At 47.8% G+C, this 25,028-nt stretch carries 24 protein-coding genes and 2 rRNA genes (1 of these 26 running past the window's edge); 12 read left to right on the top strand and 14 right to left on the bottom strand.

What is annotated here, in order from left to right; all coding sequences use genetic code 11:
- Nucleotides 1-4 precede the first annotated feature (4 nt).
- Nucleotides 5-664: a response regulator transcription factor gene (locus Q4E93_RS03815; protein WP_303582757.1), complete on the bottom strand. Its 660-nt coding sequence runs from the start codon at nucleotides 662-664 to the stop codon at nucleotides 5-7.
- A gap of 741 nt (nucleotides 665-1,405) precedes the next feature.
- Between Q4E93_RS03815 and Q4E93_RS03810 the strand changes: the two genes are divergently transcribed.
- The 5 genes from Q4E93_RS03810 (at nucleotide 1,406) to Q4E93_RS03790 (ending at nucleotide 4,822) form a co-directional block, all read left to right on the top strand.
- Nucleotides 1,406-1,783: a hypothetical protein gene (locus tag Q4E93_RS03810; RefSeq protein ID WP_303582756.1), complete on the top strand. Its 378-nt coding sequence runs from the start codon at nucleotides 1,406-1,408 to the stop codon at nucleotides 1,781-1,783.
- A gap of 59 nt (nucleotides 1,784-1,842) precedes the next feature.
- Nucleotides 1,843-2,505 carry a hypothetical protein gene (locus Q4E93_RS03805; RefSeq protein ID WP_303582755.1) on the top strand — a complete coding sequence of 221 codons (663 nt, stop codon included), beginning with the start codon at nucleotides 1,843-1,845 and terminating at the stop codon, nucleotides 2,503-2,505.
- A gap of 69 nt (nucleotides 2,506-2,574) precedes the next feature.
- Nucleotides 2,575-3,417: a sensor histidine kinase gene (locus Q4E93_RS03800; RefSeq protein ID WP_303582754.1), complete on the top strand. Its 843-nt coding sequence runs from the start codon at nucleotides 2,575-2,577 to the stop codon at nucleotides 3,415-3,417.
- Between the two features lie 47 nt (nucleotides 3,418-3,464).
- Nucleotides 3,465-4,115: a response regulator transcription factor gene (locus Q4E93_RS03795; protein ID WP_303582753.1), complete on the top strand. Its 651-nt coding sequence runs from the start codon at nucleotides 3,465-3,467 to the stop codon at nucleotides 4,113-4,115.
- 62 nt (nucleotides 4,116-4,177) lie between these two features.
- The gene (locus tag Q4E93_RS03790; RefSeq protein ID WP_303582752.1) at nucleotides 4,178-4,822 is read left to right on the top strand and encodes a hypothetical protein; all 645 of its coding nucleotides are present in this window, start codon (nucleotides 4,178-4,180) and stop codon (nucleotides 4,820-4,822) included.
- Between the two features lie 7 nt (nucleotides 4,823-4,829).
- On the opposite strand, the gene Q4E93_RS03785 is transcribed toward Q4E93_RS03790, so the two are convergent.
- From Q4E93_RS03785 to Q4E93_RS03750, 8 genes are all read right to left on the bottom strand, one after another.
- The gene (locus tag Q4E93_RS03785; protein WP_303582751.1) at nucleotides 4,830-5,486 is read right to left on the bottom strand and encodes a 3-oxoacid CoA-transferase subunit B; all 657 of its coding nucleotides are present in this window, start codon (nucleotides 5,484-5,486) and stop codon (nucleotides 4,830-4,832) included.
- A 10-nt stretch (nucleotides 5,487-5,496) separates the two neighbouring features.
- The gene (locus Q4E93_RS03780) at nucleotides 5,497-6,195 is read right to left on the bottom strand and encodes a CoA transferase subunit A (protein WP_303582750.1); all 699 of its coding nucleotides are present in this window, start codon (nucleotides 6,193-6,195) and stop codon (nucleotides 5,497-5,499) included.
- A gap of 38 nt (nucleotides 6,196-6,233) precedes the next feature.
- A complete protein-coding gene (locus tag Q4E93_RS03775; RefSeq protein WP_303582749.1) occupies nucleotides 6,234-6,863 on the bottom strand; it encodes a DUF4296 domain-containing protein in 630 nt (209 codons plus the stop codon).
- Nucleotides 6,860-7,783, bottom strand: coding sequence for a type IX secretion system protein PorD (gene porD / locus Q4E93_RS03770; RefSeq protein WP_303582748.1), 924 nt, complete (start codon nucleotides 7,781-7,783; stop codon nucleotides 6,860-6,862). The genes Q4E93_RS03775 and porD overlap by 4 nt, the downstream gene beginning before the upstream one ends.
- The gene (gene coaBC / locus Q4E93_RS03765) at nucleotides 7,776-8,969 is read right to left on the bottom strand and encodes a bifunctional phosphopantothenoylcysteine decarboxylase/phosphopantothenate--cysteine ligase CoaBC (RefSeq protein ID WP_303582747.1); all 1,194 of its coding nucleotides are present in this window, start codon (nucleotides 8,967-8,969) and stop codon (nucleotides 7,776-7,778) included. The genes porD and coaBC overlap by 8 nt, the downstream gene beginning before the upstream one ends.
- A gap of 46 nt (nucleotides 8,970-9,015) precedes the next feature.
- Nucleotides 9,016-9,357 (bottom strand): DNA-directed RNA polymerase subunit omega, encoded by a 342-nt coding sequence (locus Q4E93_RS03760; protein WP_303582746.1) that lies wholly within the window; start codon nucleotides 9,355-9,357, stop codon nucleotides 9,016-9,018.
- Complete coding sequence (locus Q4E93_RS03755) at nucleotides 9,332-10,147, bottom strand: outer membrane protein assembly factor BamD (RefSeq protein WP_303582745.1); 816 nt, start codon at nucleotides 10,145-10,147, stop codon at nucleotides 9,332-9,334. The genes Q4E93_RS03760 and Q4E93_RS03755 overlap by 26 nt, the downstream gene beginning before the upstream one ends.
- A gap of 84 nt (nucleotides 10,148-10,231) precedes the next feature.
- Nucleotides 10,232-11,899, bottom strand: a complete 1,668-nt coding sequence (locus Q4E93_RS03750; RefSeq protein ID WP_303582744.1) for an OmpA family protein — start codon at nucleotides 11,897-11,899, stop codon at nucleotides 10,232-10,234.
- Nucleotides 11,900-12,110: 211 nt separating this feature from the next.
- Between Q4E93_RS03750 and Q4E93_RS03745 the strand changes: the two genes are divergently transcribed.
- Both Q4E93_RS03745 and recJ read left to right on the top strand, forming a co-directional pair.
- Nucleotides 12,111-13,073 carry a polyprenyl synthetase family protein gene (locus tag Q4E93_RS03745; protein ID WP_303582743.1) on the top strand — a complete coding sequence of 321 codons (963 nt, stop codon included), beginning with the start codon at nucleotides 12,111-12,113 and terminating at the stop codon, nucleotides 13,071-13,073.
- A gap of 16 nt (nucleotides 13,074-13,089) precedes the next feature.
- Nucleotides 13,090-14,799, top strand: coding sequence for a single-stranded-DNA-specific exonuclease RecJ (gene recJ / locus Q4E93_RS03740; RefSeq protein WP_303582742.1), 1,710 nt, complete (start codon nucleotides 13,090-13,092; stop codon nucleotides 14,797-14,799).
- Between the two features lie 8 nt (nucleotides 14,800-14,807).
- Here the strand turns inward: recJ and htpG are convergent, their stop codons facing one another.
- The gene (gene htpG / locus Q4E93_RS03735) at nucleotides 14,808-16,658 is read right to left on the bottom strand and encodes a molecular chaperone HtpG (protein WP_303582741.1); all 1,851 of its coding nucleotides are present in this window, start codon (nucleotides 16,656-16,658) and stop codon (nucleotides 14,808-14,810) included.
- 246 nt (nucleotides 16,659-16,904) lie between these two features.
- On the opposite strand from htpG, the gene rpsF reads away from it, so the two are divergent.
- The 5 genes from rpsF to Q4E93_RS03710 all read left to right on the top strand — a co-directional run bounded on the left by rpsF (nucleotide 16,905) and on the right by Q4E93_RS03710 (nucleotide 20,242).
- Entirely contained in the window at nucleotides 16,905-17,258 is a 354-nt protein-coding gene (gene rpsF / locus Q4E93_RS03730; RefSeq protein WP_303582740.1) for a 30S ribosomal protein S6, read from the top strand.
- A 3-nt stretch (nucleotides 17,259-17,261) separates the two neighbouring features.
- Nucleotides 17,262-17,528: a 30S ribosomal protein S18 gene (gene rpsR / locus Q4E93_RS03725; RefSeq protein WP_188937544.1), complete on the top strand. Its 267-nt coding sequence runs from the start codon at nucleotides 17,262-17,264 to the stop codon at nucleotides 17,526-17,528.
- A gap of 84 nt (nucleotides 17,529-17,612) precedes the next feature.
- Nucleotides 17,613-18,059: a 50S ribosomal protein L9 gene (rplI, locus tag Q4E93_RS03720; protein ID WP_303582739.1), complete on the top strand. Its 447-nt coding sequence runs from the start codon at nucleotides 17,613-17,615 to the stop codon at nucleotides 18,057-18,059.
- Nucleotides 18,060-18,418: 359 nt separating this feature from the next.
- Entirely contained in the window at nucleotides 18,419-18,781 is a 363-nt protein-coding gene (gene rbp, locus Q4E93_RS03715; protein WP_303582738.1) for an RNA-binding regulator, read from the top strand.
- 144 nt (nucleotides 18,782-18,925) lie between these two features.
- Nucleotides 18,926-20,242 carry a Gfo/Idh/MocA family protein gene (locus Q4E93_RS03710; protein WP_303582737.1) on the top strand — a complete coding sequence of 439 codons (1,317 nt, stop codon included), beginning with the start codon at nucleotides 18,926-18,928 and terminating at the stop codon, nucleotides 20,240-20,242.
- A gap of 7 nt (nucleotides 20,243-20,249) precedes the next feature.
- On the opposite strand, the gene Q4E93_RS03705 is transcribed toward Q4E93_RS03710, so the two are convergent.
- The 4 genes from Q4E93_RS03705 to Q4E93_RS03690 form a co-directional block, all read right to left on the bottom strand.
- On the bottom strand, nucleotides 20,250-21,656 hold the full coding sequence (locus Q4E93_RS03705) for a 3-keto-disaccharide hydrolase (RefSeq protein ID WP_303582736.1): 1,407 nt from the start codon (nucleotides 21,654-21,656) through the stop codon (nucleotides 20,250-20,252).
- Between the two features lie 13 nt (nucleotides 21,657-21,669).
- Nucleotides 21,670-22,863: a Gfo/Idh/MocA family protein gene (locus Q4E93_RS03700; RefSeq protein WP_303582735.1), complete on the bottom strand. Its 1,194-nt coding sequence runs from the start codon at nucleotides 22,861-22,863 to the stop codon at nucleotides 21,670-21,672.
- Between the two features lie 126 nt (nucleotides 22,864-22,989).
- Nucleotides 22,990-23,101 (bottom strand): 5S ribosomal RNA (gene rrf / locus Q4E93_RS03695).
- A 66-nt stretch (nucleotides 23,102-23,167) separates the two neighbouring features.
- Nucleotides 23,168-25,028, bottom strand: a 23S ribosomal RNA gene (locus tag Q4E93_RS03690); it runs 1,014 nt beyond the window's last position.

Genomic DNA, 25,028 nt, shown 5'->3' with positions numbered 1-25,028 from the left:
CAGTTCAATCTATAAGCTTATTTCTCATCGCATACATGATCAGACCGGCAATCGTCTTGGCGCCAATCTTCGTCTTCATGTTCTGGCGGATCGTTTCGATAGTGCGGGTACTGAGGAATACTTCTTTGGAGATCTCTTCGGTAGTCTTGTCTTCCGCCAGTAATTTGAGTATCCGGATCTCCTTTTCGGAGAATTTGATGGGGCTGGGATAAAATTGCCTCACCTGCCGTTTGGTCTGCAATTTGGAGAGCACGGCTTTATTGACCAGGTCATTGAAATAGAAATCATCGTTCATACAGGTGAGGATAGCCTGGTAGATCTCATCCGGATCTGTGGTCTTGGTCAGGTAGGCATTAGCCCCCATTTCCATCATCTTGGAGATCATCTCCTGGTCGTCATACATGGTCAGCACAATGATCTTGACATCCTCATATTCTTTCCGTAAAAGCCCAATAGCATTGATCCCATCGACCTCTGGCATCCGGATATCCATTAATAGTACGTCCGGTCGCTTTATCTGCATCTTATGCACCAGGTCCTTACCATCTTCAGCCTCCCATAGAATTCTTAGATACTCCTTATTCTTCAAAGCCATTTTAATACCGTCACGGAAAATCTTATGATCGTCCGCGATCGATACTTTGATTACTAGTTCAGCAGTCATACCGGCAGGTTTGTAGAGTTAATAGGTATAGGTCAAAATTTTTCGTTGATAATCAGATTTCTATAAACATTCTCCGACATCATAGGACAAGGAAAATCCGAATTGGATCCATCGCGTTTCTACGAACTGAAAAGTAATTTCCGAATATATTAAAATGGGCAGTTCTGCTATTGTACGCCAGAACCTTATATGTTATTTTTGTTGTAGAAGTTGATTGATTAAGGATCAATATCGCAAAACCATCCAACGTCCAATACCGTCCAAGTAAAAGATTTCAATATCCCTGAAAGCCATTTAAAATCCAATATCAGTCAACTTCTCTCTTTTTCTTAAAGACTCGCCTCACTCCTCCTTAGAAAAGTACTGCTTTTTACCTGGAATTGGCCGGAGGGCCGACCAATAAAACGATAAAACAGGAATAAAATTTCACATATTCCCATTATCCTGTGTTCTTCACACTTATCCACATTATTTCTCTCATTGTGAATATCCTGGATTTCTCGTATTTCCACGATCCCGTTTCGCTGATTTTACGATAGTAAAAATACTATTTTCCCCGCGTGAAACTACTCTATTTTGACCTAGTAAAGTCCCTCGTAAAATCCCCGCAAACCCAGTACTGACTTGAATTACAGGCAATTTAAAGCATTTTAACATAAATTTTGGCCGTTGTCCATCTTTTTTTTTAGGGGTTATTTAGTTGCACAAACTAACATTTTCAAACCTCTAAAAACTTACTTTATGCAGCAAAAAGAGTTACTTACCAGGACAGTGGCATCTGTCGGTGAAGAGATCACTCCGCAGCAGGCCGCTGACTTTGTCAATGCTTACGCCGAGTCTAACCCTACTGATGTAAAATCCTACCTGATCGGCCGTGACATCATCGATCAGCTCCTGGCCCAACCTGGCGCCGTCGGCCTGCGTTTCTACAGCGCCCTGAATGAAAATCGTCAGAAAACGTTGGTTTACATCGCAGTTGACGCTGAAGGCAACGATATCAAGAAAAAAACAGTTGTTGACCCTTCCGGCAACCTCTCCGTTCAGGACGCTTTGGTTGCTGACCGGGCTCTTCCCGGTCCCACCACTACTACTATTATGCCTTCATGGTGGCCCTTTTAATTAGATAATAGCTTGGATTATAGAACAATGCCTGTTATATTTGATAAAAAATAAAGGCATTGCTTGAAAAGGTAACATTTATATTTGAAATATTATCCGTGGTCTTTTTCCTCTGTTTCCTCAAAAGGAACAAAAGTGAAGGGCTATGGGTAATATTTCTGTATTGCGTATATTCCGTCATAGCCGAGCTCGTCGGGGTGGCTATCGCAAGAACGGACGCAAAGAATCTGTTCTACTTCTGGGCTTGTTATACCATTGCTGAATACACTTTTTTTGCTTACTTTTTTTATGCCTCGTTCAAGAATAAGAGTACCCGATTTATCCCGATCGTCGGAACGCTGATCTTTTATGGCATCGTTTCCTTCACTTTTTACAACAGGAACACGCAGGCTTTCGACTCCCTTTCCGCTTCCATGGAGGCCATCCTCATGATCATATATAGCATCGTCTTTCTATATAGTCAGATCACGAGTCCCGAGATCATGTATGTCTTCAATACGAAGAAATTCTGGATAGTTGTCGCCACCTTTCTTTACTTTTCGTCCACTCTGTTTTTGTTCCTGTATGCTGCCGGTTTTACCAGCCAGGAGCATAAAAGCTATTGGATCATTAATAATGTATTTGAAATTCTGAAAAATACCCTTTTCTGCATCTCTTTTGCTATGAAGAAGAGTGACAATCACAAAAATTCGATCAACACCTATAATCCGGACTTTTTGTAAACCCCTTGCCAATGAGAAACCTTAACCCTAAAATAACCGTCTGTACGCCGGCGACGATGTACTAAGTAAATGATACTCTTACAAGCAACTCCCGGCAGCAATGTTTCTCTGGTGCTCTATTTTGGCACCATCGGCATGCTTGCGCTCACCATCGGGCTGATAGTTTTTATTATCTTCCACCAGCGGAAGGTGATACGCTATCAATTGCGCCTGCAACGTATGGAGCAGGACCAGCAAAAGCTCCTGCTGAATGCCTCTATCCGCCTGCAGGAAGAGGAACGCCAGCGCATTGCCGCCGATCTGCACGATGATGCGGGCCCCCTGCTTGCCACAGCAAGACTCTACCTCAATGAGAACCTGGTCAACCTGGACAAGACCACCCAGCTACAAAGTATCTATAATGCCAAACAGATCATTGACGACACCATCCAGCTGATACGTAATATATCCCATAGCCTGATGCCCCCTACCCTTAAGAATTTCGGGTTGGAATCCGCCGTAAACGACCTGTTTCAGAAGATCAGCGGTTCGGGCAGCATGAATGCCAGTTCGCGCTTCCACGACTACCGTGAAAGGCTGCAGGCAGAGAACGAGCTGATCATTTTCCGGGTGATCCAGGAACTAGTCAACAACATTCTCAAGCATAGCAACGCCAGCTTCATACACCTCACGCAGAACACCAGTGGAGAAAAGTTCTTTATCCGCCTCCATCATGACGGAAGAGGCATTACCCAGAACGATTTTAACAAGCTGAACAAAAGCAATGTGGGCCTGGGCCTGAAGAATATACAAAGCCGTCTGAAGGTCTTGCATGGTAAGATCTTTTTCGAAAAGGATATGTCCCAGACGTATTATAAAGTTACTATAGAACTGATTAAAGAAGAGGAAGATAAGCTTGGTGAGCAGGAATAGAATTTATGTGTTATCTTTAAGGAGAAGACCGAAATCCAGCATAACCTATGGGAGTTATTAAAGTTGCAATAGCCGATGACCACAAGATATTCCGAAAGGGTGTCATTTTATCTTTACGCCCATACAACGCCATCAAATTTGTCCAGGAGGCGGAAAACGGACAAGAACTGCTGGATGGCCTGGCCGCTTCGGAACCCGATGTCGTATTAATGGACCTCCGGATGCCTCTTAAAGATGGAATAGAAACCACCAAGATCATTGCCAAACAATATCCCTCCATTCATATCATCGCGCTCACCATGTATGAAGATGAACGCTTTGTCAGCCACATGATGGAGATAGGCGCCAATGGCTACCTGCTGAAAAGCGCTGATCCTTCCGAGATCAAGCGCGCCATCATCGAAGTGGCCACAAAAGGTTATTATCTGAATAATTTTGTCAACCGGATCCTGCTGAAGAAATCCCATACACGGACCAAGGTTATACCCAGCCTCAATACGGAGATTACCCTCAATGAGCGCGAACGCGAGGTTGTACGGTATATCTGTATGGAATTCACAGCACAGGAAATAGCGCAAAAGATCGATGTAAGCCCGAGGACCGTAGAGGCTATCAAAGATCGGCTGATGGAGCGCTTCGGCGCAAAAAATACAGCAGGACTGGTATTTTTTGCCGTAAAGAATAACCTGATCGACTAGCCCTTCCCGACTTATCCCAGCCTTAGATTCCTGAAAAGACGGTATTTGCACAAACTAGCATTATGCTCAAACCCGGGAATAGCTTTGCTGACTATCTTTTTATGGCCATCACCTTTCTTCCGCTGTTGCCGGCTGGGCTCCTGCTTTTCCAAAAAAGCTTTGGCAAAGATCCCCTCCACCTGATGCTCATTATTTGCCTGGTGGACTTCATCCGGGACCTGCCAGTGCATTTTCACATGCTAAACGAAGATAATCAAAGCATTATAACCAATGTATGCTATCCCATCGAACTGACGCTCCTGGCCCTTCTTTTCAGGCCCATCCTGGTAAAATCGCTTCGTGACAACCTGACAATCATCCTGGTGGCCTTTCTCTCCTCCCTGCTCACCTGGCTCACTATAAAAGGATGGGAAAACAATGGTTTGTACCTGCAGGTAATCCAAAATGCCATGGTCATCGGAATGATCCTCCTTAGCCTGCCCCCTCTGGTTCGTTCCAAAGGACTCGATATATTCCGGTCATCCTTATTCTGGATCGCCGGCGGCACGCTGTTTCACCTGCTCATTATTTTGTTGTTGGACTTGATCAATCCCTGTTGCGGCTCGAATGCAGAAGATAAGATATTTCTATCCATTGCAGCGCTGATCCGGTATTCCCTGTATACCCTCGCGGTACTTCCGGGACGGGACTCCATTCCGGCAGAATAGACAATATCTATAGCTTCATCACGGGGATCTCGCCTTCGATGATCAACCTTCCCCTTGTCTTCGCCTTTATTTCCTCCACAGACACGCCAGGGGCCCGCTCCAGCAGCCGGAAGCCTCCGGGAGATATATCCAGCACCGCAAGGTCAGTGACGACCTTTTTAACACACTTTACGCCTGTGAGCGGCAATGTACATGCAGACAATAACTTTGATTCTCCTTTAGGGTTTGTATGCTGCATGGCCACGATGATATTGCGGGCGCTAGCGACCAAGTCCATGGCGCCCCCCATTCCCTTTACCATTTTCCCAGGTATCTTCCAGTTGGCGATATCTCCCGCATCAGAGACTTCCATAGCCCCCAGCACGGTGAGATCCACTTTGCCGGCCCTGATCATCCCAAAGCTCTCGGCACTGTCAAAGAAGGCTCCTCCAGGCAGGACCGTTACAGTCTCTTTGCCGGCATTGATCAGGTCAGCATCTACCTCATCGTCAGTGGGATAAGGCCCTATGCCCAACATGCCATTCTCAGACTGCAGCATGACAGAAATATCCGAAGGAATATAATTCGCCACCAGAGTAGGTATCCCGATACCCAGGTTGATATACATTCCATCCCTCAATTCCTGCGCAATGCGCCTGGCAATACCGTATTTATCCAAAGCCATGAGAATATGTTTACGCGTTAAGCCGAATCGTCCTCTTTTCAATACGTTTTTGATAATCACTGCCTTGAAAGATCCTATGCACATAAATGCCCGGCACATGCACTTCGTCCGGAGGAATGGCGCCAGGCTCGACCAGCTGTTCCACCTCTGCAATGGTGATCTGGCCCGCCTTTGCCATGGAGGTAGAAAAATTACGGGTGGTTTTGCGGAAGAGCAGATTGCCCAGATGATCCCCTTTCCAGGCTTTTACAATAGCGAACTGGGCAGGTAACGCCAATTCCATCAGGTAGGGCTTCCCGGAAAATTCTCTTACTTCCTTACCCTGGGCTATTTCCGTACCATAGCCGGCCGGGGTGAAAAAGGCCGGAATACCCATGCCCGCCATCTGGATACGGGTAGCCAATGTTCCCTGGGGGACAAGGTCGACCTCCAATTCACCGCTTAGTAATTGTCTTTCGAATTCTTCATTCTCACCTACGTAGGAGCTGATCATCTTCTTGATCTGCCGGGTCTTTAGCAGAAGTCCCAGACCAAAATCGTCGACCCCGGCATTATTAGAGATACAAGTGAGATCTTTTACGCCTTTCCTGGTCAAGGCCGCAATACAATTTTCAGGTATGCCGCAAAGTCCGAATCCGCCCAGCATGACGGTGTCCCCGTCTTTTATATCCCGAATGGCTTCATCGGCGCCTGTAACGATTTTCTTCATCCGGCAAGATTTAGGCTTTAAAAATACAAATTAGTCTCCTATTGCCGTCCCTTCGTGACAGAATCCTTTTTCACTTGTTTAAACGGCGCTTCTCCCGCTTTCAATGGCCTGGCAGGAAGGAAGCCCGGCTTACCGGGCGGGATCGTTCCCGGCCGATGTGGAAAGCTTACAGGGAATTGTCCCGGAGGGGCGGAGCTTGTTCCGGAAACCTTTGCCGGCGGCGTTGTCCGGGGCCTGAGCACAGGAGGTCCTATCGTTCTTGCCCGTATAGTATCCCCAGCCTTGCCTGCAGACGGAACAACGGGTGGTGTCGCCGGCGGCCGGGTATAATTTTCTATTCTCGCCCGGTTGCCCTTAGCCAGCAGACTGTCAAACATTGTCCGCGTGATATCCGGACGCTCCTGGTAAAATTGAAAACTCTTGCGGAACTCATCCCTGGAGACCTTGTGCAAGCGGAAAACCTCCTCATATAGCTTCAGTGTTTCCATCTTCACATTTACCCTGGCAGAATCTTTAACCAGGTAATTAGCCGAATACTGATCCGCCAGCATCATGTCCCAAAGGATCTTTTCCATCTCTTCCTTTCCTATGACACCGGAAGGGATCTTATCCTTTTCCGAGCAAGCGGCGACCAGGAGCATGCACAGTAGGCCCGCGACTATCCTCATTGCAGATCCTGTTTATATTTATTGATATTCGGAATATCGAGCTTGGTAAGAAGGTCCAGGGCCCGCGACTTCTCGTCAGGGGAAGATTTTTGGAATATCTTGGATATCTCTCCGGATTTACCCTGGAAAAAAAATTGCAGCGCCATCGTATTGGGCGTTTCTGCATTGATGGTGTTCAGCATGTTCAAAGTGTTCAAAATAGCCGCCCGACCCTCCGCCTCTTTATCATACATCTGATCGAGACCGCCCCGGTAATAGCTGTAATAAGCATCGTGAACCAGCGTATACTTGCTGTTGGTCATATTTTCGATCAGCCAATACCTGTTACGGATGCCGTCGAAAGCCTTCCATCCACTGATATCACGGCTATCCGGCGCATTATTAACAATATTCAAAGCCTTTTGAAAATAAGGATCGCCACCCCTTAAAGCATATGAATCGAAGTTCAATCCTAAAATTATATAGACATAATAAGCGAATTCCGCCGTCAGATTTGCAGCATACGGCTCGGAACCTTGCACCCTGTTCTCATTGAAATCCAGGGGCTGATATTCCACATACCGGAAACTAAAAGACTCATCGTTATAATTGATCAGGGGGCTCTGATAAGAACTGTTGTACACCGGTCTGCCCGCCTGTATCGTCAGGCTCGCCTGAAATGTATTGTTATCCCCCGCAGAGCTGATATTCAACAAGAAATTGCAGGGGATCTTCTCATTGGTCTGAAATGTTTCATTCGACCACTTGCGGTTGTTGAGAAAATTGAACAACGCGCCCTGCAGCGTTTGAAAGATCTTATGGTCGACAGAAGAACTTACCCGGTTTGCCAGGACGGTGACCTTCGCATTCAGTTCCTGTGCGCGCAGGCCCGGCAGCATGGCTCCCAGGGCCAGAACGAGTAAAAGATATTTTTTACGCATACATTATGTTTACAATTCTATCAACGATGTCGGCAGCTACTTGTTGCTTCGGTTTTCTTTCATAAGCCGTTTCGCCGCCTTGCCTGTCAAAAATGGTAACCTTATTTGTATCGTATCCAAAGCCCGCACCCGCATCATTCAGAGAGTTGAGAACGATGAGGTCGGCATTTTTTGTTTTCAGCTTATCCAGGGCATACGCTCTTTCTCCCGTCGTCTCCAGGGCAAATCCCACCAGCACCTGCTGTTTTTTTTGCTGGCCAAGGGCCAGCAGGATATCCTTCGTCCTGGTCAGCTCCAGGATCAGCTTGTCCTCCTTCTTTTTGATCTTTTCACCCGCAGGAGTCACGGGCCTGAAATCGGCTACGGCAGCTGACATAACAGCGATATTGACGGCAGGGAAGATACCCAGGGAAGTATTGTACATTTCTTCTGCCGAAGTCACTTTGTGCACTGACACGCCCTGATAATCTGCCGTTAATGAAGAAGGACCCAACACAAGATCTACCTGCGCTCCCCTGCGGGCCAGCTCCCAGGCGATAGCGATCCCCATTTTTCCGGATGAGTGGTTCCCGATAAATCTTACAGGGTCTATAGCCTCATACGTGGGACCGGCCGTCACCAATGCCCTTTTTCCCACCAGGTCCTGTTTTTGTCCGATAACCGTCTTTATATAATCCAGAATGGTCCCGGGTTCTGCCATCCTGCCATCTCCATATAGCCCACTGGCCAATTCTCCCCTTTCCACCTGGATCACGCGATTGCCATATTCCTGTATACGTGCAAGGTTCGCCTGCGTGGAAGGATGCTTCCACATGTCCTCATCCATTGCAGGAGCCGTCACCACCGGACAAGTAGCGGATAAGTAAGTGGCCATCAATAAGTTATCACATATCCCCTGCGCCATTTTCGCCAGGGTGTTACAGCTGAGCGGCGCTATCAGCATTAGGTCGGCCCAACGGCCCAGCTCCACATGATTCGCCCAGGTGTTTTCCTCAAACAAGTCAGAAAGAACAGGATGTTTGGAAAGCGTGGCCAGCGACAGAGGCGTTACAAAATCCTTAGCGGAAGGGGTTATGATGACTTTTACCTCGGCGCCTTCCTTAACCAGGAGCCTCACCAGCAGCAACGACTTATAGGCCGCAATGCTGCCTGTCACTCCCAATAGTATTTTTTTGCCTTGCATCATACCAAAAGGGCGCCTTTAGGCGCCCATTTCAACTTAATTTAAGACTTTATTTAAAGAGGTCATCGTCATTCTTCCTGTAATAGATCTTCTCATCCATGAACTCCTGGGTAGCCAGCAGCGCCGGGTTTGGCATCCGCTCGTATGCCTTGGAGATCTCTATTTGTTCCTTATTCTCGTGAATCTCTTCCAGGCTGTCCGTGTGGCTGGCAAACTCCTCCAGCTTATTATGCAATTCCTCCTTCAGGGAGATATTGATCTGGTTGGCACGCTTGGCGATAATGGCAATAGACTCGTACAAATTGCCAGTCTTAGCCTTGATATCGGTGAGATTCTTGGTTTCCACGACATTCGTGGTATTGGCATTAACTTGCCTTCTTAGCCTGCTCATTTTTTACTGCTTTAATATTGTTTTGAGATAAATTCAGGTATTCCTGTACGTTCTTTGACAGTTTGCTTTCCGGGAAACGGTCAATGAACTCATTACATTGTGTGACCACCTGCCCAAACCGATCTTCTTTCTTCTCTTCGACACTTGCCTGGGCGTATTGATAGTAGGATTTGATGATCAGGAACTTATATTCATCGCTCTTCTCGGAGTCAGGATAGCTGTTCATCAGGCTGTTGAGGGCTACCCCGGCCGCTTTCCAATACCCCAGGTCGTAATAGAGCTGAGCGCTTCTGTAATCCTTCATCTCCAGCTTGGAACGGCATTTATCGATGATCTCCGTAGCCTCTTTTATCTTGGGAGAGCCAGGATGTGTATTGATAAAAGCCTGCATAAAACCAATGGTCTTGGTCGTATTGGTCTGATCCAGCTCTACCTTCGGGGACTGCCTGTAAAAGGTATAGGCCCGCATATAGTCCATTTCTTCCGCTTTTGTGCTATTCGGAAATACCTCTACGAATCCCTTGAAAAGATTCTCCGCATTGGCAAAATCCCGTAAGTAATAGGCGCAATAAGCGAATTTATAGTAGATATCTTCAAAATGCTCGCTTCCTTTGAAAACCCTGAAAAGCTCTTCGAACAGCTGCTGGGCATGATTGTAGTCCTTTTCTGCATAGTACTTGTCGGCCATGCGGAGCTTATAATCGTAGTCATTGCTTTTCAACACTTTAGAGAAGTGCGAGCACGAGTTCAGCGTAAGTATTCCTATAAATAATACGGTAAATAAGCGCATAAAGGTCTGCAATTTACGCAATTTTAAACAAAAAAGCCTCCCGGGTTTACCGGGAGGCTCTAAAATTATAGTTAATACTTTACTTTATTTCCTGCGGAGGTTCGGGTGCGGAGCAGGTACCGTGTTCGGACCTTCTTCGTTTGTGCCATCCCGCAGATCTACCGTGTTCTCATCACCACCCGTCTGGCCGTAGCGGAAGATGAATCGATCGGAGCTAATGCCTTCTTTTTCAACCAGATAGTTGATAATGGCATTTACACGATCCCAGCTCAGCTGCTGAGCGGCCTTGCTGGATTCGCCATAACCGATGACAGCCACTTTACAATTGGGGTTGTTACGCAGTTTCTCTGCAGTGCTGGCCAGGAGCGCTTTGGCATCATTGTTCAGCGTCACAGAACGACCCTTGAAAGTAATGCTAGGCAGATCACCGATGTTGCATTTGCCATGGCCACCGCCATATGCACCGGAGGCCAGTGAATCCCTCAGGTCTTTGCAGCATTGCGGATCAGGGCATTTACCTACGCCATCGGCGTCCACAGGCTGGCATTGCGTTGGGGTGATCAATTCCTTATCCTTGAAGTCAGGTACACCATCGCCGTCTGTATCGCGGCTTACACCATGCGAATCAACAGGGCTGCCCTTGGGCGTGTTCGGCTCCAGGTCGAACTGGTCAGTAACGCCATCGCCATCAGCATCATCCAGTACAGGTTTCGGGAGCTTCATGTGACGGGGAGCATTGATCTCGTTGTAAGCATAATCCAGGGGATTCAGCCACCAGAGCGGCTCTACAGCATGCTTGCCGATATTATAGTTTATGCCGAGAGAAAGAAAATTATAGCTGTCAGCTGACCTAGTCTGGGCGATGGCCTGAAAAGCGCCGGGGCTATAGTTATTCTGCCATTGCTGGCCATCCAGCAGGTCGGTCGTAGTGAAGGTATATTTGTCTTCCAGGGCGATGTTAAAGCGGTTGTTTAGCTTGAACTGAACACCCATACCGGCAACGCCAACCACTGCGATGGGCGCTCCGCCAAGAGTGGCGCCACTGGCCCTCTCAGCCATGGTGCTCCAATCGCCCGTCAATACATTCTTTATCGCCTTTCGGATATCCTTGCGCTTGCTATAAGGGAATTGACCTCCAAATTGGGTGAATACAGCCTGGTAGTTATAAGCCGCGCCATTCGCATCCACCGTCTTCATGAAAGTGCTGTAGGTAGAGGCGCCGATACCACCGAAGAAATAAACATTCCAGCCAGTCTTCGCCCGGTGGAAATTGATATTGTTGAGCGTGAAAACTCCCTGTAGTGAAAGTTCGTGAACTGTTGACCGATAGTTGTAAAAGATGGGGGCACCGCCGTCCGATCCGTAATAGCTTGCCAGTACCGGGTTCTTCCCATAAGCCTGGGTGGGCAGATAGTTCAAGCCCCTGAGCCTGATCCAGTCAAACTCACCACGAAGAGAGAAGACATAACCCAGTGCTTTGCGAACATGGATGCCAAAACCACCGGTAGGACCCCAGTTGCGGATATCCGTAAATCCATATGTGTAACCTCCTTTAATGCCAATTTCCCATTCATTCCTAGGTTTGGCCGGAAAGGGATATGCGTTATTCAGGAATTCATTGTGCTGTGCTAGTCGTCGGGTAGGAATCAATGAGGAGTCCCGTATATCATAGCTTGCCCCCACCTGGGCATCGGCATACGACAAGAACAGGCAGAGTACCCCAATTAAAAGAGTCAATTTTTTACTTGCCATAACTGAAGTTTATGTGAATGAATGAATTAAACCTGAGAAGAATATGGTGCAAAAATAGATATTGGTCAGCAAAAACCAAATTTTTTTAACAATACATATAAAATTAAAGTAGTATTGAACAGACCGTTAGACAGTCCGAATTTAAATATTGATGCTTTAAAAAAGGAAAATATTTTAAAATGTTAAGTTTGCTCCCTGTTCATCTCCCAACATGCAATTAGCACAAGTCATATTACGCGAAGAGTTAGTCGTTTTTGAAAGGAAATTCAAAGAGGCTGTCAAAAGTCAGGTTCCCTTGCTGGACAGGATCATGAGATTCATTGTCAATAGGAAAGGTAAACAACTGAGACCCATGTTCGTACTCCTTTCCGCCAAGCTTTGCGGCCCCATCAACGAGTCGGCCTACCGGGCAGCCTCCCTGGTGGAATTACTGCACACGGCGACCCTCGTACATGACGATGTGGTGGATGAATCATTGGAGAGAAGAGGTTTTTTCTCCACATATGCATTGTGGAAAACTAAGGTCTCCGTACTGGTTGGCGACTACCTGTTATCTAAAGGATTGCTCTTATCCCTGGATCATAGCGATTTCCGAATATTACAGCTTCTATCAGACGCAGTTCGCAAAATGAGCGAGGGGGAATTGCTCCAGATGGAAAAATCCAGGTCCCTCAACCTGAGCGAAGCCGTTTATTTCGAGATCATACGCAACAAGACCGCGTCCTTGCTGGCCTCCTCCTGCGCGGCCGGAGCTTTCGCCTCTTCCCAGGATGAAGTCCTGGCCGAGAAAATGCGCCGGTTTGGAGAAAAAGTAGGGATTGCCTTTCAGATCAAGGACGACCTTTTCGACTATGGCAGCGAAGCGGTCGGTAAGCCTACAGGAAACGATATAAAAGAGAAAAAGCTCACCCTCCCATTGATCTATACCCTGAATAACATTGACAAGGCCACACGAAGGGAATTGATCTACATCATCAAAAACCACAATAAGGACAATGAAAAAGTCCGGCATGTTATAAAAAAGGTGGTATCGGCGGGCGGTATCGAATACGCCACCCAGAAAATGAATGCCTACCGGGATGAGGCTCTTGCCATACTCCATGAATTCGAAGATAATGACGTACGTAAAGGTCTGGAAGAGCTGGTAAGATATACAACGGACCGGAAATATTGACCGGAGAAAAGCAACTATGCAAAAACGCTGGAACATATTACAGGCGGATCCCGCCAAAGTGGCGGCATTGCAGGCCGAGCTGGGCATCCACCCCATCCTCAGTGAGATCCTCGTAAACAGAGGCGTCGAGAACTTCGGTCAGGCCAAGGGCTATTTTATTCCCCGGCTTGAAGACCTGCATAGTCCATGGTTGATGAAGGATATGGAGACTGCCGTCGGGCGGATCATGGCAGCTTTCGAAAAGCAGGAGAAAGTACTGATCTATGGCGACTACGATGCTGATGGCACCACCGCAGTAGCCTGTATGGTCCAATTCCTCCGCAGGTCCTGCAAAGAAGAGCTGATCGACTACTATATACCCCATCGATATAAGGAAGGATATGGCATATCCGTTCAGGGTATTGATTTCGCAAAAGAAAACGGGTTCACGCTGATCATCGCCCTCGACTGTGGTATCCGTTCTGCAGCGCTCATCGGCTATGCAAAAGAGCTGGGCATCGACTTCATCGTCTGTGACCACCACCTGCCGGATGACCAATTACCACCGGCAATCGCCATATTAGACCCCAAACAGGCTGACTGCCCTTACCCCTATAAGGACCTCTGCGGATGTGGCGTTGGATACAAGCTGATCACGGCGCTGGCCACGCGGATGGGTCTTCCCGTCGACGCCGCCTATCAATACCTGGATCTGGTGGCAACGGCCATCGCTGCAGACATCGTACCAATGGACGGAGAGAACAGGATCCTGGCTTATTATGGTCTCAAAAAGATCAATGAGGACCCAAACAAAGGATTAAAGGCCATGATCCGCATGGGGGAGCCCGTGAGACCCTTGAAGATGAATACCCTTGTCTTCATGATCGCCCCCCGTATAAATGCGGCGGGACGAATGGATGATGCCCGTAAGGTCGTGCAGCTATTTACAACTCCCTATGACGACGAAGCCCTGGCTTATGCAGCTATTTTACACACGGTGAATACAGAGCGAAAGACAGCCGACCTGAGTATCACCGGGGAGGCCCTGGCCCTGCTGGAAAAAGATACAGAACAGGCCGGCAGGAAGTCCATCGTCCTGTACCAGGAACATTGGCATAAAGGAGTGATCGGAATTGTCGCATCCCGCCTCACCGAAAAGTATTCCAGACCCACGGTTGTGCTCACACGCAATGGAGATGTTGTGTCGGGCAGCGCAAGAAGCTTCAGCGGTTTCAACCTGTACGAAGCCATTCACGCATGCCGGGAGCACCTGGTCGGCTATGGAGGACATCCCGCTGCTGCAGGACTCACCCTTTTACCCGATCAGGTGGAGGCCTTCAGTCATAAATTCGAAGAAATTGTAGCTGCTACGATCAAGCCACACTCATTGGTTCCCGAGCTCGTCATCGATGCTACGCTTACGTTTGACATCATCGGGCCCGCCTTCTTTCAGGCGCTGGATGAGATGGAACCGTTCGGCCCGGGAAATACACAACCGGTGTTCATTGCCCGGAAGGTCATCGATCAGGGAAATTCCAGGATCGTCAAAGACCAGCATATCCGGTTTTCCATTTATCAGAACGGCCAGATGCTAACCGGTATCGGGTACCATCTGGCCGATAAATTCCATTTGCTGAGCACACGGCTGCCCGTGGACCTGGTATTTACGCTGGAAGAAAATGAATGGAACGGTCGCCGGGCGCTCCAGTTGAAAGTCATTGACTTCGATCTCAGCAGCAATGAATGATCATCCTTCTAAGCTTCCAGGATTATTTTACTTTTCTGCTCCCCGGACATCAATTCCACGCTCCTGTCAATAAAACTCGTCAGGTTACCGCCTTTCAGCAATCCCTGAGATAATAAGGCCAGGTCGGCAAGATTGTGCACCAGTTTCTCTTTCTTATCCTTGTCTTCTTCCTTCAACACTGTCTGGTAGATCTTATGATTACCATTCACGGTAAGGATCACCTCGTCCGGCATATTGGCATAAAAGCTGCCCATCGGTCCGCTGACAGCAGCCATATCCTTCATTCTGCGGGAAAATTCAGGCCTTGTGGCAATAATCGGCGGCGCCTCAGGGCTCAGGCCCTTCACTTCCACCGTCACATGCAGTTCCGGAACCTGGCGTTTGAACAATTCCTTTAAACCTTCCTCCTCTTCAGTGTTGAGGACCGAGCCTCCGCCTTCAGCCTTATCGATCAGGTTGTCTGCAATATCAGCGTCGACCCTTACAAAATGAACATCCTGCCATTTAGATTCCATCTGATTGATGAAAGCCGCATCCACAATGGTCTCCAGCTTAACGACAATATACCCTTTAGCCTGCGCCTGACGGGTATAGCTATCCTGCTGCACCGGATTGGTGGTATACAGGATCACCAGCTTGCCGTCTTTATTCTTTTGAAGCGTTTCCGTCGCCATCTTGTATTCATCCAGCGTATAGAACTTACCGCCGCTTACATCTTCCATGATGTGAAAACGCACGGCTTTCTCGAGGAATTTGTCGTCCGTCATCATGCCATATTTCACAAAAAGACCCAGGCTCTCCCATTTCTCTTCGAACGCTGTTCTTTCTTTGTTGAAGATCTCTTCCAATTTATCCGCTACCTTCTTAGTGATGTGATTGTTGATCTTTTTCACATTGGGATCTCCCTGAAGATAGCTGCGGCTGACGTTCAGCGGTATGTCCGGGCTGTCGATGACCCCGTGCAATAGCATGAGGAACTCAGGAACGATGTCTTTTACTTCGTCTGTTACAAAGACCTGATTGCTATATAGTTGTATCTTATCCTTCTGGATCTCGTAGCTCTGTTTGATCTTAGGGAAATACAGGATCCCGGTGAGATTGAACGGATAGTCCACGTTCAGGTGGATCCAGAACAGCGGAGCCTCGCTGAATGGATACAATTCCTTATAAAAATCCTGGTAATCCTGGGTAGTCAGCTCACTGGGCTTTTTTGTCCAGGCAGGATTGATATTATTGATCTGCTTTCCTTCAAAATTGATAGGAACCGGCAAAAAACGGCAGAATTTCTGCAATATGGATCTGACCCTGTCTGCATCCAGGAATTCTTTGCTTTCCTCATTGATATGCAGGATGATATCCGTGCCTCTTTCCGCCTTTTCAGCATCTTCGAGCGTAAATTCGGGACTGCCATCACATTCCCACCTTACGGCTTTTGCGTCCTCCCTGAAACTCCTGGTGATCACCTCCACCCGCTCGCTTACCATAAAGGAGGAATAGAATCCCAGCCCGAAATGACCAATGATATTTGCCTCATTCTGTCCCTTGTACTTATTCAGGAACTCTTCCGCGCCGCTGAATGCCACCTGGTTGAGGTATTTATCCACCTCTTCCGCAGTCATTCCAATGCCCTTATCAGAAATGGTAATAGTTTTATTATCTATATCTAATTGAATATCAATACGCAGATCTCCCAACTCACCTTTTGCCTCACCCAGTGAGGACAATGTCTTCAACTTCTGGGTGGCATCCACGGCATTGCTGACCAGTTCACGTATAAAAATATCATGTTCGCTGTACAGGAACTTTTTGATGATAGGAAAGATATTCTCTGTCTGGACCCGGATACTTCCTTTTTGCATAGCTAAGTTTTTTTAAAGATAGTTCAATGGCAAAAGCCCACTCAACAAACCCAATGCCATTCAGGTTGGCCTGACACACTGTCTTGATCAGCTGCAAGCTTCAAGCCATGAGCTACAAGCGATGGTTTAGCAGACTTTTAGCCTGGCGCTTGTAGCTTGTAGCTTTTCTTCGTTCTTTTCCCGTAAATACCCTACCTTTGCAGCCCATTTGATTATTTTTCATTTTTTAAACAAAAAACAGGGATCATGAACAATTATGAATTGATGGTGATTTTTACCCCTGTGCTATCTGAGGAGGACTATAAAGCCGCCCAGAAGAAATACACTGCCTTCATTAAAGACAACGGAGGCGAAGTGGTGCACGAAAATCCCTGGGGTCTGAAATCACTGGCGTATCCAATCCAGAAGAAAACCACAGGCTTGTACTGGGTTCTGGAATACAATGCGCTATCCGACTTCAATGAGAAGCTGAAGATCCAGATTCTCCGCGATGAAACCGTGTTACGTTTCATGGCTACAAAACTCGATAAATACGCCGTCGAGTACAATGCCAAAAGAAGAAGTGGTGTACCTACCGGCAATGAAAAAGTGGGGGCTTAAACCATGGCAAAAGCAAACGAGATCAAATATCTCACGGCCATCAAACCCGAGAAGCGCGCCAAGAAATTTTGCCGCTTCAAGAAGTATGGCATTAAGTACATCGACTATAAGGACGCCGAGTTCCTCAAGAAGTTCCTGAACGAGCAGGGTAAGCTATTGCCCCGCCGTATCACCGGGAATTCCCTGAAATACCAGCGTAAAGTGTCCGATGCGGTTAAAAAAGCCCGTCAGATGGCTTTGTTGCCTTATGTAACAGACCTTTTAAAGTAACCTCACCCTAACCTCTTTCCGGCAGGAAAGGGGGGACAGTCCGCCAGCCGGCGGATTGGGAAAACGGTGAACAAAAAATCAAAAATGGAAGTCATTTTAATTCAAGACGTCGATAACCTGGGCGCGGCACATGAAAAGGTCAGCGTAAAAAATGGTTATGCACGTAACTATCTGATTCCCCGCAAACTGGCTATTGAAGCCAACCCATCCAACCTCAAACAGCTGGATGAAAGGATCAAACAGTTGAAGAAGAAAGAGGCGAAGATGATGGCCGAGGTCAATAAGGTGATCGAAGTCCTGAAAGCTTCTCCCCTTAAGATCGGCGCCAAGACTGGCACCAGCGGCAAGATCTTCGGTAGCGTAACCTCGGTGCAGCTGGCCCGTGCCATCCGCGATCAGAAAGGTTATGAGATCGATCGCCGCAGGATCCATATCCTGGACGAAGTAAAGGAGCTGGGAACCTATAAGGCAAAAGTCGATTTTGGCAACAGCAATGAGGCTGAAGTTGAGTTCGAAGTAGCTGCAGAGTAAATTTTCCTAATTATTTAGAATATTTGGCTAATTACTTTGAAAGCCCGTGAATAAATCACGGGCTTTTTTATTGATAAATGGAAAATACTCGAAATTCATTAAAAAAAATCGAAATTCGTTTGTACAAAATCGTTTTTTCACATGGACTAAATGGGCTAAAATCCTGACCAAGCCTAAATCCTGGCAATTTTTGCTAAAATTTAAATAAGTAATAAAAATCCCTATCTTTACAACAGCTCTATTGTTTGTTGGCCGTATTGTGCGCTGTCGTAACTTTCTTTTCAGTCAGATCCCTCAGTTCATCGTATACTTTCAATCAGTGTAGAGTGAGTTTTTTTCATTTTTTAATTTTTTGTACAATGAACATTTATGTAGGCAACCTCTCTTGGCAAATGACCGATGAGGATCTCAGGAACCTTTTTGAACAACACGGCACTGTTGCTTCTGCCAAAATCGTTAAGGACAAAGTTTCCGGACGCAGCAAAGGCTTCGGATTCGTTGAAATGGAAGACGACGGCGAAGCACAACAGGCTATCACTAACCTGTATGACAGTGAAGTGATGGGTCGCAAGATCATCGTTAACGAATCACAGCCTAAGCAACAAGGCGGTGGCGGCGGTGGCTTCAAAAAGAGAAGCTTCGGCGGCGGCGGTGGCGGCGGAGGTTACAAAAAAGGTGGTTACGACCGCGGCGGCGGTGGCGGCTACAACAGGGATTATTAATTTACATAATCAATATATCTCTTTGTCAAAATCCTTTCCGGTCGGAAAGGATTTTTTGCATTTGGCCCTTACTACTTTTCGGAGAATCGTCAATGCTAAACCTTTAAATCTTTATCTTAGGTCAAACAAAAAATTGTTTGCCTTATGCGTCGCAGAGCATTCTTAAAAGATCTTTCCCTGGCCACTGCCGGGATGACAATTATTAATTTTCCTATCCGTGGCAAATTGGCACCAAGCAATAAGGTGATCGTGGGTGTAATGGGTGTCAATAGCCGGGGGGCCTACCTGGCAAAATCATACTCCCAACTGCCGGGAGTCGAGGTCGGATACATCTGTGACGTAGAGGAAAAAGCCCTGCAGAACGGCCTGGAAGCCCTGAAGGCTGCAGCCCGCAAACCTACTATCATTAAGGATATCCGCAAGCTTGTTGAACAAAAAGATCTCGACGCACTTATCATTGCGACGCCAGATCACTGGCATGCCCCTGCAGCCCTGATGGGCGCGGCCCATGGTAAGCATGTCTATGTCGAAAAACCATGCGGACAAAATCCTTATGAAGGCGAATTGCTGTCGCAAGCTGTAACGCAGTTCGGCCGGCACATCCAGATGGGCAATCAGCGCCGCTCCATGCCTACCCTGATCGAAGCAGCCCAACAAGTGAAGAATGGCGTTATCGGTAAACCCTATTTTGCCAAATCCTGGTATGCCAATAACAGGAAATCCATCGGCTTCGGCAGAAAAGTTCCCGTGCCGGCAACTTTGGATTTCGAGCTCTGGCAGGGGCCTGCCCCGCGCAGGGATTACCAGGACAACCTGGTACATTACAACTGGCACTGGTTCTGGCATTGGGGCACAGGTGAAGCTTGTAACAACGGTACGCATGAAATAGACTGCTGCCGCTGGTTCCTCGGCGTTGACTTCCCGACAAAAGTCACTTCATCCGGCGGCCGCTATGCATACAAAGATGATTGGGAGACGCCAGACACCCAGGTGGCCACATTCGAGTTTGCAGATGGCAAAGCCATTACCTGGGAGGACCGCAGCTGTAATAATTTCGGGGTGGAAGGCGCCGGCAGAGGCTTTGTCATCTACGGAGAGAAAGGAGCCCTGATGAACCTGGGCGGCGGCGACTACAAGATCTTCGATGAAAAGAACAAGCTGGTAAAGGAAGTCAAATCAGACGTTGTCGCTGACCCCACCAATCCTGTCAGCGCCAGCGGTAATCTCGACCTTTATCATTTCGACAATTTCATTAAATCCGTCAGAGGCGAGGCTTCGCTGAACTCGCCCGTCAATGAGGCTTCCAAGAGCGTGCTGCTTTGCCACCTAGCCAACATAGCCCAACGGACTTCCGGCGTATTGCATTGCGATCCGTCCAATGGACATATCCTCAACGATGCGGCGGCTGCAGCGCTCTGGCGCCGCAGCTATGAAAAGGGCTGGGAACCGAAAGTCGGATAGTCTAAGTCTATAATGTCCTGATCTTTATGTTCCGGTAGCTGACCTCATTGCCATGGTCCTGCAGCAGGATATACCCTTGAGGCGCTTCTCCGAAGTTCTTCCATACCTTGTATTTACTAATGGCCACCAAATCTCTGAATGCCTGTGAACCCCTTTCATACTCAAGTACCTTGACGCCATTCAGATAATGCTCTACATGATTATTGGGATATACAATGATTCTGCCCGTATTCCATTGTCCTACCGGATGAATAAAACGTTTCTGCTTGTTGGCCTTGATCAGGTCATACAAGGATGACATGGTACGATCGCCGTCACGGCCCAGCTTGGCATCCGGGTGGAGAGAGTCATCCAGCACCTGGTATTCCAGTCCAATGGCGGATCCCGGATTATTCTCCGACAACGTGACAAAATATTTCACACCGCTGTTGGCGCCCGGCGTCAACTTGAAATCGAAAGAGAGATCGAATGCCTTGTATTGGTCGATGGTTACGATGTCGCCTCCATTAGCCGATTCTTTTCCTTCCGAAGGGATCACCTTGATCACGCCATCCCCGATGACCCAACCTTTGTCGGGAAAGGTCTTTTTATAAGCTCCCTTCCAGCCTTTGGAACTGTGGCCGTCGAACAATAGTTTCCAACCACTGTTTTTCTCATAGTCAGTCAGCGTATTGGGCGTATTATTTACAACATAGATCCCTTTTGGAAAGGCAACAGCCTTGAGACCCGTGGTCTGTATGCGTATGTTCTTGAAATATACCTTCTCTCCCGCGAGCTCCTCCTTTCCCACTGCATGCACCTGGAGACCGATGAATCCTTTGCTGTCCATGCTGTCCACCAGGTAAGCAACGGGCACGCCATTGATCCACGTCTTCATTGTATGGCCGATGCATTCTATACGGATGTGATTGTACGTACCAACCTTGAAAGCGGATTGAGCCTGCGGATGCAGTGACCCGGGATACAGCCAGTCTCTTCTGCCCTCATCATAGATGCCCCCCGACCAGCGACGCGAAGAAGGGTCGATCTCCAGCTGGCAGCCATATACCAACCCCTTTCCTCCTTTGCCTGCCGGATCATAATGACTTCTCATCTGCACACCCGAATTGGCGGTGGTATCATCCAGCCGAATATCCATTTCCAGGATAAAGTCCCCAAATTCTTTTTCCGTAACAAGAAAAGTATTGCCAGAGTTGAAGACGGTGGTGCCCACAATAGCGCCGTTCTCTACTTTGTAGTCCGCGGAACCCGCCAGTCTTTTCCAGCCATTCAGGGTTTTTCCATCGAACAGATTGGTCCATTCAGTTTGCGCATAGGCATCGACGGTACAGCAGATGACGATAAGGGCGAAAAAGATATTACGCGCGACATAGTTTGTCTTTTCAATTGAGTTCGTGGATACTTCGTATCTCATATGCAAGGTTGTTTTATAAAAAATTATAATCAGGCGACCATTTTACAACGGCATGACCGTATAAAGCCTGGTTGGCCAAATGTACACAGCAAGCAGTAGTGACGCCGGTAAATACATTGGATGCCGGCAGCCTGTTCTTGCTGATGGATTGAAAAAAATCCTGGAAGGCATACCAGGTCCCGTCCTTCAGTTTCTCATTTACGATGGGAATACCGCCATCCTTGTTCCATTCTATTTTGGTGGCGCCTGTGACGCCGTCCACCGTCGTAAGCGCTTTCTTTGTCTCCGGTTCGGGATAAAATACTCCTTCGTTCACCAGCAGGGACACCATGCCTTTTGTGCCTTTGATCTTAAAAACATATCCTTCATGGGCATTGGCGCAGGTGGCACCGAAGTTGCCGACCATGCCTGTCTGCTGATACCGGAGAACAGCCTGCACATTGTCGTAGGTCTCGCGTCCGTCCTTATAGAAATCAATGCCTCCCGTGGCCATGACTTCATCAGGATGCGTATTAAAGGCCCAGTTGATAAAGTCGATCTGGTGGGATAATAGCTCGGCTGCAAGGCCCCCGGAATATTCTTTGTACATTCTCCAGTTGATCTTTCTTTCCAGGGATGGATCAGGCACCGGCCTTCGCCAGCTGCCATTCCTGTCCCAGCGGCAATCGATCTGCGTCACCTTTCCCAGGTAATTTTTTTCGATCATCTCCTTTACCCTGAAGTATAAAGGAGAATAACGGTATTGATGTCCCACCTGTAGCACTTGCCCGGAATGCATCCTGGCTTTGGCCACCAGATCCAGCGCCTGCGGGATATCATATGTCATTGTTTTTTCGAGGTAGACATGCTTGCCTGCTGCCAGTGCATCGATGGCCACGGCATAGTGAAGGTTGAGCGGTACAGCTATGACCACGGCTGAGATGTTTTTATTATCCAGCAGCCGGCGATACTCGGTGAATTCGGTGAAAGCGCCCATTTTCCTGGCTTCGGCCAGACGAAAATCCAATACGTCGCAAACAGCTTTGATGGTAAACAGCTCAGGCATTTGCAGCAGGATGCTCATGATCCCCTTACCCCTGTCGCCACACCCGATGACTCCTACGGAGATGGGGCCTGAGCCTTCCGCAAAGCCTTTTATAGGGCTGCTATTCAATATTAATCCGCCGGCAAATACACCTGCCTGTTGTAAGAATTGCCTTCTAAACATGCTACAAGATTGGGGGACTAAGTTAAGGCATGGGGCCTGAAATAGAACATTAAAACATTTTAAGAACAGGCTGTTCAGGGAGGGGCAAAAAAAAGCCCTGTAGCACAAGCTACAGGGCTTCAATAAATATGGCAGCTACCTACTCTCCCGCATTGTGGTGCAGTACCATCGGCCATGAGGGGCTTAACTTCTCTGTTCGGTATGGGAAGAGGTGAACACCCTCGGCAAAACCACCATAAGATCTTGGGTCATATTGACCTTAATAATGTCATATTGGGAAGTCGTAATACGTAAGTGATAAAAAAAATTAAAGCATACGGGCAATTAGTACTACTCGGCTTTACTGTTACCAGTTTTATACCTGTAGCCTATCAACGTCATAGTCTCTGACGACCCTTAAAAGAAAACTCATCTTGTGGAAGGTTTCACGCTTAGATGCTTTCAGCGTTTATCCTGTCCGTACATAGCTACTCTGCGCTGCACCTGGCGGCACAACAGATACACCAGCGGTACGTACGACCCGGTCCTCTCGTACTAAGGTCATGTCCACTCAATTTTCTAACGCCCATCACAGATAGGGACCGAACTGTCTTGCGACGTTCTGAACCCAGTTCACGTGCCACTTTAATCGGCGAACAGCCGAACCCTTGGGACCTTCTCCAGCCCCAGGATGTGACGAACCGACATCGAGGTGCCAAACCTCCCCGTCGATATGAGCTCTTGGGGGAGATCAGCCTGTTATCCCCGGAGTACCTTTTATCCTTTGAGCGACGGCCCTTCCATGCAGAACCGCCGGATCACTTTAGCCAGCTTTCGCTCCTGCTCGGCCTGTATGCCTCACAGTCAAGCACCCTTATACTAATGCGCTCTTCGTACGATTACCAACCGTACTGAGGGTACCTTTGCAAGCCTCCGTTACACTTTAGGAGGCGACCACCCCAGTCAAACTACCCACCATGCACTGTTCCCCGCAAGGGGTTAGACTCTAATTCAAAGAAGGTTGGTATTTCAACGACCTCTCCACAACGGCTAGCGCCGCTGCTTCGTAGAGTCCCAACTATTCTACACATCCGTAAATCAAAATCAATGCAAAGTTGTAGTGAAGGTTCACGGGGTCTTTCCGTCCCGTGACGGGTAACCGGCATCTTCACCGATACTACAATTTCACCGGGCTCGTGGAGGAGACAGTATTCAACTCATTAGACCATTCGTGCAGGTCGGAACTTACCCGACAAGGAATTTCGCTACCTTAGGACCGTTATAGTTACGGCCGCCGTTTACTGGGGCTTCAGTCAGAAGCTTTGGCTTGCGCCGAACATCCTTCCTTAACCTTCCAGCACCGGGCAGGTATCAGGCTCTATACGTCATCTTTCGATTTTGCAGGGCCCTGTGTTTTTGTTAAACAGTTGGTTGAATCATTTTACTGAGGCCTACCGAAGTAGGCTGGCTTTATCCCGAAGTTACAGCCACAATTTGCCTAGTTCCTTCTCCACGGCTCACCCGAGCGCCTTAGAATATTCTTCTCGTCTACCTGTGTCGGTTTGCGGTACGGGTCGCTTTAGCCTAACCTTAGAGGTTTTTCTCGGCAGCTATTAGATCACTCAATCGGCCCGAAGGCCTCATATACTTTCGTATTTCGCCATCAATTACGGATTTGCCTGTAAAAGATATAGCTACGTACTTAAACGTGGAATTCCGTTTCCATCGTGTGATGTTCACTTCTGCGTCACCCCATCGAAACTAAAGCGAGTACTGGAATATTAACCAGTTTTCCATCAGATGCCCCTTTCGGGTTTTCCTAAGGACCCGACTAACCCTGATCCGATTAACGTTGATCAGGAACCCTTAGACTTACGGCGATAAAGTTTTTCACTTTATTTATCGTTACTTATACCTACATTTTCTTTTCTGAACGCTCCAGCATACGTCGCCGTACACCTTCGCAGCGGATCAGAATGCTCCCCTACCGATATACCACCTAGTGGCAATCTTAGAACTTCGGTTCGTAGTTTGATGCCCGATTATTTTCCGTGCCTGAACCCTCGACCAGTGAGCTGTTACGCACTCTTTAAATGAATGGCTGCTTCCAAGCCAACATCCTGGCTGTTATAGGGTTCAAACTTCGTTTGATCAACTTAACTACGTATTAGGGACCTTAGTTGCTA

It is taken from the genome of Flavitalea plasmicola (genome assembly GCF_030546645.1).
Lineage (GTDB): Bacteria > Bacteroidota > Bacteroidia > Chitinophagales > Chitinophagaceae > Puia.
This window is presented reverse-complemented; position numbering and strand designations above follow the sequence as displayed.